This window comes from Chloroflexota bacterium (assembly GCA_018829775.1).
GTDB lineage: Bacteria > Chloroflexota > Dehalococcoidia > Dehalococcoidales > RBG-16-60-22 > E44-bin89.
Genome location: JAHJTL010000011.1, coordinates 1 through 8,956, shown reverse-complemented (window position 1 = coordinate 8,956; position 8,956 = coordinate 1). Strand labels below are relative to the sequence as shown.

The following is an 8,956-nucleotide window of genomic DNA, read 5'->3' as shown; positions in this document are numbered from 1 at the left end:
TAGAGCAGCGGTTTCCTAAACCGCGTGCGCGCGTTCGAGTCGCGCCAGGGGTACTATTTTCGGAAGCTAAATAAGCCCTCTAAATGTTAGTAACTTAGAGGGCTTTTCTGTTATTGCTAATCTTTTGCTAATCTGAGTGCGTATTCAAATTTGCAGTTTCTTTTTTACTAGCCTTCTGTAATTTCGATACAGAATAAATATTTCATCTAACATACTATGTAGTTCGTGCTGGCATTGTATGGCGTGTTGATATTCTGGAGTTTTTGATGAGCCATGTAAAACTTCTGGATAGAGTGCTGATTGTATGTACTCCATGTCAGTAGATGACTGGTTATTAGGATACATAAAAAAATGAGTTGCTACAAATACTGACAATGCATCAAGCTTTTTAACAAATCTAATACAATATTTTCTTATTCTATTATCCAGATATTGATTACCCTCTTCTTTGAAGAAATGCAGAAATGCGTCAACTCTTCTAGATTGTCCGGATATTACACGATTTATACCTAATGTATCGTAGTATTCTGTAAATTGTTCTTCATTGAGTAGCTGGTCGGATTCATTGAAAATGTTTATATCATGTGTTTGTGTTTGGTGCTTGTCATTATATAAGAGCTTAAATAATCTATTTTTAAATGTGTAGATTAATACAAGAAAGACAAATAATACTATTGATGTTATTCGCAGAAAAGTTAAGTCATCCCATAAGTTCACAATGATATAGTCAATTACTCTGTTAATAATAGATTCAAGCATAACTTATCCTCCCTTCACTATTAGAATTCAGTTTAGTGAAATTTTCATCAAATGTCCTCGCAGCTGCTTCCTGTAGTCCAGGCACTACATGGCTGTAGATGTAAAAGATAAAAGCCTAACGGCTTCTCCGCTCCCGGCGGGGAGCTCTTTTCTGGCTGGCGTTATCACCCCGATAGTCCGGGACGGTGATATTGAATGGCGTGCTGATTTTGGGGTCCATCAATCGCGAGCTTATCGAGCCCTCGATATTTTCGTTGATTTCCTGTAGTGAGTAGCGCGTGGTAATTATCATGGGCAGGCGCGAGTTGTACCGGTAGTTGATTACCTGGTACAGTTTTTCCCTCACCCAAGGGGTGGTGGTCTGTTCCCCGAAATCATCAAGTACCAGCAGGGGTGCCGTTTTCACTTTTTCAAAAAGCTGGTCAAAAGAAATCTTGCTCTCCGGGCTGAACGTCGAGCGCAGGTGGTCCAGGAACTCGGGGACCACGATGAATAGCGCCGGTTTGTTCGCCTGATACCAGTAATTGACGATAGCCGCGGCCAGATGGGTCTTACCGCAGCCAGTTTCACCCATAAAAACTACCCAACCATCGGGTGATTTGGCGAATTCAAATGCCAGCCGGTACGCCGACTCCAGATTTTCGCGCTGCTCCATTGGCAGGTTGACCCGTCTCTGGTCAAAATTATCGAAGGTCATGCTCTTCTGGAGTTGAAATTCCGCTCCCCAGGTATAGTCCAGAGATACAGGCTGCTTTTCTTCAATGACGCAGACTTTGCTCAGTTCACGGTCGGTCAGACGGGTCTGCCACCTTTCATCTATCTGCTCCAGCGGAACGATGGGTACAATCACCGTAGGCAGCTTGCTGTTAAAGCGGTATGTCAGCAACTGGTCAAGCTTTTCCCTGGCCCACGGTGTGCTGGTCTGAACCCCGAAATCGTCCAGTACTAACAGCGGCGCATTTCGTACCTGGTCAAAGAATTCATCATAGGGAATTTCGCTGCTGGGATTGAAGGCGGCGCGCAGGTGGTCGAGAAGGTCAGGGGTCGTTACGTAAAAAGCGGGGAAACCATGATTGACGCACTCGTTGGCAATGGCCGCCACCAGGTGCGTCTTGCCGCTCCCGCTGGGCCCGATAAGAACCAGCCACCCTTTCGGGTCAGTGGCGAACGCTTTCGCTGCCTCGTAGACCCACCTGAACTGCTCCTGGTTCTTCGACTTCCCGCTTCTACCCTGTGGCTCCAGGTTTTCGAAGGTGAACCCGGTTAGCGTTCCCAGGTTGCTGTACCGCTTCAGACGGGTCAGACGCTCGTCATCGAGCTCCTTTTTCACGCACCGGCAGGGCACAACCCGGGTGAAATCCGGCTTTCCCGAAGGCAAACGCGGGTGGACTACCCCGGCACCCTTGCAGATGGGACAGCTAGCGCTTGGGGAAGGGGCTTCTTCAACGTCGGACCATATGTCCGTATTTTCCCTTGATGTATTTATCCGGGTCTGTCTTAGAAACTCGCTGATATGTTCCATCGGTTTTCCCTTCGGCCGACCACCGTTCCAGAATGCGCCCAATGTACCGGATGTTTCGTTTGTTCCGTGCTACCGCCTCCTTGATAGCGTCTCTTATCCAGCTCGCCGGGTACAATTTTTCCGCCTCGCGCAGTTCGTCGGCGATTATCGGCGTGAGCATTCCGACATTCTGCTCATACAGGGTGAAGATATCCGGCTGTTCCTCAAGCTCAACATGGGTTCTCTCGACGGCCTTGAGTCCGCTCAACTTGAGTTCACCGCTTTCTATCCTGGCGGCGGTTTTTCGGTCCGATTCAGTATTGATAAGATAAATATCTTCAGCCGACCCGTCCTTGTCCAGAGTAATATGCGTGAAGGTTCCCCGCTGGCTGGCCATCTGCAACGCCCGGCGCAGTAACTCCTCCGGCGCTTCCTCCCCGCCTTTCAGGCTTTTCATCAGTCCGTCATTCCCCAGCAACTCACGGTAGGTGACAAAGCGGGGATAGCCCCTTTTGCGGTAGAGCGCTGCCAGCACATGCAGGGTTGTTTTCAGTTCCCAGACATCATCAATCTGGGGCAGCACGGCATTGAGGAAATAATTGGGGATGGGAGTAAATTCCATTCTGGCTGGAAATCCGCTGAACTGGCTCATAGCAACGTCGGCTCTTCGCTACTCACCGGGTATTCATAGTTGTAGAACGTGGCCAGGTTGCGTCGAAATCGCAGCTTTATCTGCCCGGTAGGGCCATTTCGATTTTTGGCCACGATGATGTCGGCTTCCTCCCGCGGGTACTCGCGGTCGGGATGCTGCAACTGCCACTCCTCCACGCTGTGATAGTATTCATCACGGTAGATGAATATCACCACATCAGCATCCTGCTCAATGCTGCCGCTTTCCCTGAGGTCGGCCAGCTGCGGAATATGTGATGCCCGCCATTCCACCGCCCTACTGAGCTGCGATACTGCAATTACCGGTACATTCAGCTCGCGGGCCAGCGCTTTAAGGGAACGGGAGATGTAACTGATTTCCTGAACGCGGTTTTCACCCCGCCCGTCACCCTGCATCAGCTGCAGGTAATCAACGATAATCAGGTCCAGGCCCCGCTCGAAGTGGAGCCGTCTGGCCTTACTGCGCATTTCCACCACCCTTAGCTGTGGAGAGTCATCCATGAAGATGTCCGATTCGGAAAGGACGCCGGTGGCTTCCATGATACGCCTTTCCTCGTCCTCGGTGTGAAGACCGAACCTGACCCGCCGCGAATTCACCCCGGATTCACTGGCCAGAAAGCGCAGGACGATCGAGTCCCTGGCCATTTCCAGGCTGAACAGCGCCACACATGCTTTCTGCTCTACAGCCACATTCCGGGCAATACTGAGGCCCAAACTTGTCTTTCCCATGCTGGGTCGGCCGGCAATGATAACCAGGTCGGAGCGCTGAAACCCGCCCAGAAATTCGTCGAGGCCGACGAAGTTGGAAAGCACATAGGGCATCTGCTCACGGGCACGACCTTCTTCCTCCGGCGGTGGAGCCGCTTCAAAATACCGGTCCAGAACCTGACGGATATGAACGAAGTCACGCTCACCATGTCCGTGGCGCAGTCGGAACAGAATGTCCTCCGCCTGGCTCAAGCTGGTGTCAACATCCGGGCCAGCCTCATAGCCGACACGGGCAATCCGGTCGGCAGCACCGATAAGGCCCCGCATAATGGAGAGCCGATAGACAATCTGGGCGTAGTGCTCGATATCCAGCGGTGTTGGACATACGGAAATCAGATGGCTCAGGAAGGCGGCGCCACCAACTACCTCCAGTTTGTCCCGCCTGGCCAGCTCCTGTGCCACGGTTATCTGGTTAATTGCCTCATTGCGTTCGTACAGCCCTTGGCAGGCCTCATAAAGCCACTGGTTACGTTCATGGTAGAAGTCTGCCTTACTCAAAACCGTGGCGATTTTATAAATCGTCGTGCCATCGATGAGCAGTGAGCCAATGATGGCCTCCTCAGCGTCAATGTCATGAGGAGGTAACTTATCGTTATACACCTTACTCCGTCTCCTCCTGGGCTTCGGTTGCTGTTTCTTCCGCCGCCGTTTCCGCTTTTTCTTCAGCTAGCACTTCTTCCGCCACTTTCTCCGCCTTCGTCTCCTTCTTCACCTTTTTCTCTTTCTTCGCCTTGCTCTCCTTCTTCGCCTTGCTCTCCTTCTTCTCCTTGACCTCTTTCTTCGCCTTGACCTCTTTCTTCGCCTTGCTCTCCTTCTTCTCCTTGACCTCTTTCCCCTCCTCCTCAATGACGCTGAGCTTGACCTTGGGGATTATGTCCTTGGTCAGCCTGATGGGTATATCATAGCTGCCTATCTCGTGGATAGGTTTTTCCAGCTCGATTTTTCTTTTATCAATTTCCAGGCCAGTGCTTTTACTCACCTCTTCCGCAATATCGGCATTGGTGATTGACCCGTACAGCCTGTCTTTGGTTCCCGCTTTGGCTTTTATAACTATATCCAGCCCCTCCAGCTGCTTGGCCAGTTCCCGCATCTCCGCCTCGGTCTCCGCCTCTATCCGGGCCTTCCTCTTCTTCCGGGTTTCAACTATTTGTGTTGCCCGGGCGTCAGCCAGTACCGCCAGCTTCCTGGGAATGAGGTAGTTGCGTCCGTAACCGTCGGCTACGTCCTTGATTTCTCCGACTTCGGCCACATTGGGCACATCTTCAATGAAAACGACCTTCATCAGCTATCTCCTTGCTCCAATTATACTTTAACCCAGTAATGCCCACCAAGAAGAGGGATAATATTTTATTTGGCGGCGATATATCTCTCCGCATATATCGCCGCCACCGAACCGTCCCCCACCGCAGCGGCAACCTGCCGTATTGAACTCGACCTTATGTCACCGGCGGCAAAAATTCCCGGCACGGCGGTCTCCATTTTTTCGTTGGTGATTACGGTGCCGTCGTCAGCCAGGGTAAGAACGCTTTTCAAGTATCCTGTATTTGGCCTGAAACCAACGGCCATAAAGACGCCGGATATGTCAAGGGTGGATTTTTCTCCGTTCTGCACATTTTTCAACCTGAGTTTTTTTACAGTATCCTCCCCTTCAACAGCCTCAACCACCGTATTCCACGAGAATTCTATTTTCGGCTCGGCGAAGGCTCTTTCCTGCAGTATCTTGGTGGCGCGCAGTTCCTCACGGCGGTGGATTATGGTAACCCTGGAGGCGAACTTGGTGAGTTCCAGGGCTTCGTTTACGGCGGCGTTGCCGCCGCCCACCACCGCCACCGGGACATCTCGATAGAAATAGCCATCGCAGATGGCACAATAGGCCACCCCCCGACCGGTGAATTCTTCTTCCCCGGGGACTCCCAGCTTGACCCGGTCAGAGCCGCCAGCGACGATGACCGCTCTGGCAGCAACGTCCCCCTCGCTCGTCTTCACCACCCTCCGCTCATCTTTCAACTCAAGACCGGTTACGTCAGCGGTTAACGTCTCCAGACCAAACTTCACTGCCTGCTGGTGCATGGCTTCCGCCAGTTCCAGGCCGTTGATACCATCGGGAAAGCCGGGATAGTTTTCCACCACACCGGCATTGACTATCAAGCCGCCCGTGGCCCCTCTCTCGATAAGCAGGCTTTTCAGCCTTGCTCTGGCCGTATAAATACCGGCGGTGAGCCCGGCAGGACCACCCCCAATAATGACCACGTCATACTCCCGCTTTATCGCCAACCTCGCCCTCCTTGATAATCACTTATTCCTGCCCAATGGTTAAAGGACAGCGTCAAGGCTTCGCTGCAGCTCCGCTTTCGGTCTGAAGCCAACGATGTTCGATACCGGTGCTCCATCCTTGAATACGAGCAGCGTCGGGATGCTCATGATACCGTACTGGCTGGCTATCTGTGGATTCTCATCAACGTTAAGCTTGACCATGGTTACCTTGCCCTCGTACTCACCGGCCAGCTCTTCAACAAGCGGTGCCACCATACGGCAGGGCCCGCACCATGCCGCCCAGAAATCGACCAGCACCGGCGTTTTCGACTGCAACACCATCTGGTCAAAGTTGCTGTCATTTACTTCCACTGGTTTGCTCATGAATTTCCTCCTTGATTACCCGTGCTATATCTTCTTCAGCCATATGCTTGGCAATGCCGATGGCGTTTTTAATGGTCTTGGCCTTACTGCGTCCGTGGGCGATGATGATATTCCCGTTCACACCGAGCAGGCACGCACCCCCGTATTCCCGGTAGTCTATCCGGTTGACCCAGGAGCCAAGCCCAAGGTCGCTGAGCAGGTCACGTCCCCTGAAGTGAGCGGCGCTGGAAATGACGTGCCCGACCTGCCGCGCCGAGCCAAGAAATGTGTCACTCATACCCTCGATTGTCTTGAGCACGATATTTCCCGTAAAACCATCGGTAACGACCACATCGGCCACCACTTTCAAAATATCATGGCCTTCAACATTGCCGATGAAATTCAGATTTTTGGCCTTTTTTAAAAGCTTATAACTTTCCTGAACCAGCTGGTTTCCCTTAGTTTCTTCCGCGCCATTGCTGAGCAAGCCGACCCGCGGCTCGCTGATACCGAGCACATGCTGACTGTACGCAACCCCCATCTCAGCAAACTGGACCAGGTGATTCGGGCGGCACTCGACATTGGCACCGGCGTCAATCAACAAGACCGGAGTTGAGGGAGTAATGTCCATGATACAGGCGATGGCAGGGCGCTCAATGCCCTTCACCTTCCCCAGTCCGAACAACGCGGCACCAAGTACGGCCCCGGTATTGCCCGCAGAGACAAAGGCAGCAGCTTTTCCTTCTTTTACCAGCTTGATACCAACGACAATCGACGAGTTTGTCTTGCTGCGTATGGCTTTTATCGGCGATTCATTAGGCCCAATGACTTGGCTGGCCTCAACGATACTGATTACCTGTTTTTTCAGGTGCCGGCCCGCCAGCACGTGGAGCATTTTTTTCTTCCCCACCAGCACCACCTCCACCCCATACTCGCCAGCTGCCTTCACGGCCCCTTTCACGATTTCGTGGGGCGCATAGTCCCCACCTGCAGCATCAACGGCAATAATCATTTATTCCCTCAAAAGACCCTACTTTTATCCTCAATCCGTATCCTGTTCAAATTCTGCTTTAACCTTGCCCAGCATTGCCGAATCAGCCATCAAGTCAACGGCGGTCATCGCCAGCGCTTTGGCGGCATCAATAAGACCACGCGTGCCAGCTTCTGAGGCCGCCGTTGCGGCAAATTGAGGGGAGTGAGTTATCACTCTGGCCGAAGCTATGGCGATTAACGGGTGAATGCTGGGAACCACGCGGCTGACATTACCTATATCACTGCTGCCGATACCTATTCTGGGGTCGACGAGGTGCACCCGTCTGCCCAGCGATTGCAGGTTACCCCGGAACATACGGGCCAGAGTGAAATTATTGCGCAGTGGAGCATAGCGCGTATCTCCCCACCGGTATTTCAGCTTTGCCCCCGTGGCCGTGGCAGCGCCGACGAAGCAATTGATTACCCTTTCCTTGAGCTCATCCAGATAGCTGTCCTCCTCAGCCCGCACGATGAAATGTCCGGCGGTGTGCGCCGGCACGATATTGGCCGCTTCACCGCCATCGGTGATGATGCCATGGATGCGGGCACTGTCCCTGATATGCTGCCTCAGGGAATTAATCGCGGCATAGGACATGAGCATGGCTTCCAGGGCATTGATGCCAGCCTCAGGCCTGGCCGCCGCATGAGCCGGCTTGCCGAAAAATTCGACCTCCAGCGTGTGGCAGGCAAGGAATTTGGTGATCGCTGTGTTCAAACCCGCCGGATGTATCATCATAGCCGCATCCACGCTCTTAAAGGCACCTTTCCTCACCATATATACCTTGCCGCCGTACAATTCTTCACCCGGCGTGCCCATTACCTGCACTGTGCCGCCAAGCTCATCCACCGCCAGTTTGGCGGCTATTCCGGCACCAACGGCACTGGTAGCGATGATATTATGTCCACAGGCATGACCGAGCTTGGGCAACGCGTCATATTCCGCCAGAAAGGCAATCGACGGTTTTCCTTTCCCGTAAGTTGCCCGGAAGGCGGTTGCCAGTCCGCAGATGCCCTTTTCAATGGAGAAACCCTTTCCCTGAAGGTAATCGGTGAGCCAGGAGACCGCTTTTTCTTCCTGGAAAGCGAGCTCGGGACTGCCGTGTATCCGCAGACTTAAGTCTTTGAGCTCGTCACGGTGATTTTCAATTTCATTGATAACTCGGGACTTTAATTCACTGGCTCCCAATGCAAACACCTCGCCAAATAGGAAAATCAGAGCGGTTACAACCTCTATTATATCCCAATGCCAAACAGGATTTCTAGGACTCAAAGAGCACCAGAGCATGAATTATTTGGCGACTGCTATGTTCAATAAAAAGTATGTATGATTGTTTGTCAATGTCTTGAATCTCTGGTCAGGAGACGTGGACACTGCAAATATAAAAGAAGGTACATCTGCCCTAGCGAAACTTATCAACAGTACGAGTTCTGTGGCTGAATAGATAGTAAAATATTAAGCCGATTGCCATCCAAGCTACGCCCACATAGCGACTGTAAGGTTGAGTAACCAAAATAATAATCCATATAGCTGAAAGAATTATCAAAGCGAGAATAGCACTGACTGGAATCTCCCGTTGATTGATTTTTATGTTCAGTCCAATCTTGAAAGGT

At 51.9% G+C, this 8,956-nt stretch carries 10 protein-coding genes; all 10 read right to left on the bottom strand.

Annotated features, from left to right (window positions below):
• Positions 1–144 precede the first annotated feature (144 nt).
• On the bottom strand, positions 145–759 hold the full coding sequence (locus tag KKD83_01590; GenBank protein ID MBU2534841.1) for a hypothetical protein: 615 nt from the start codon (positions 757–759) through the stop codon (positions 145–147).
• A 115-nt stretch (positions 760–874) separates the two neighbouring features.
• Positions 875–2,281 carry an ATP-binding protein gene (locus KKD83_01585; GenBank protein ID MBU2534840.1) on the bottom strand — a complete coding sequence of 469 codons (1,407 nt, stop codon included), beginning with the start codon at positions 2,279–2,281 and terminating at the stop codon, positions 875–877.
• Positions 2,202–2,912: a DnaD domain protein gene (locus KKD83_01580; GenBank protein MBU2534839.1), complete on the bottom strand. Its 711-nt coding sequence runs from the start codon at positions 2,910–2,912 to the stop codon at positions 2,202–2,204. Before KKD83_01580 ends, KKD83_01585 begins: the two co-directional genes overlap by 80 nt.
• Positions 2,909–4,297 carry a replicative DNA helicase gene (dnaB, locus tag KKD83_01575; GenBank protein ID MBU2534838.1) on the bottom strand — a complete coding sequence of 463 codons (1,389 nt, stop codon included), beginning with the start codon at positions 4,295–4,297 and terminating at the stop codon, positions 2,909–2,911. Before dnaB ends, KKD83_01580 begins: the two co-directional genes overlap by 4 nt.
• Before the next feature lies 1 nt (position 4,298).
• On the bottom strand, positions 4,299–4,979 hold the full coding sequence (gene rplI, locus KKD83_01570; GenBank protein ID MBU2534837.1) for a 50S ribosomal protein L9: 681 nt from the start codon (positions 4,977–4,979) through the stop codon (positions 4,299–4,301).
• A gap of 65 nt (positions 4,980–5,044) precedes the next feature.
• On the bottom strand, positions 5,045–5,965 hold the full coding sequence (gene trxB, locus KKD83_01565) for a thioredoxin-disulfide reductase (protein MBU2534836.1): 921 nt from the start codon (positions 5,963–5,965) through the stop codon (positions 5,045–5,047).
• A gap of 45 nt (positions 5,966–6,010) precedes the next feature.
• Positions 6,011–6,334, bottom strand: coding sequence for a thioredoxin (gene trxA, locus KKD83_01560; GenBank protein ID MBU2534835.1), 324 nt, complete (start codon positions 6,332–6,334; stop codon positions 6,011–6,013).
• A complete protein-coding gene (gene plsX / locus KKD83_01555; protein MBU2534834.1) occupies positions 6,309–7,325 on the bottom strand; it encodes a phosphate acyltransferase PlsX in 1,017 nt (338 codons plus the stop codon). The genes trxA and plsX overlap by 26 nt, the downstream gene beginning before the upstream one ends.
• A 30-nt stretch (positions 7,326–7,355) precedes the next feature.
• Positions 7,356–8,630, bottom strand: coding sequence for a M20 family metallopeptidase (locus KKD83_01550; protein MBU2534833.1), 1,275 nt, complete (start codon positions 8,628–8,630; stop codon positions 7,356–7,358).
• 115 nt (positions 8,631–8,745) lie between these two features.
• Positions 8,746–8,956: hypothetical protein (locus tag KKD83_01545; protein MBU2534832.1), on the bottom strand; the 211-nt coding region annotated here is incomplete at its 5' end.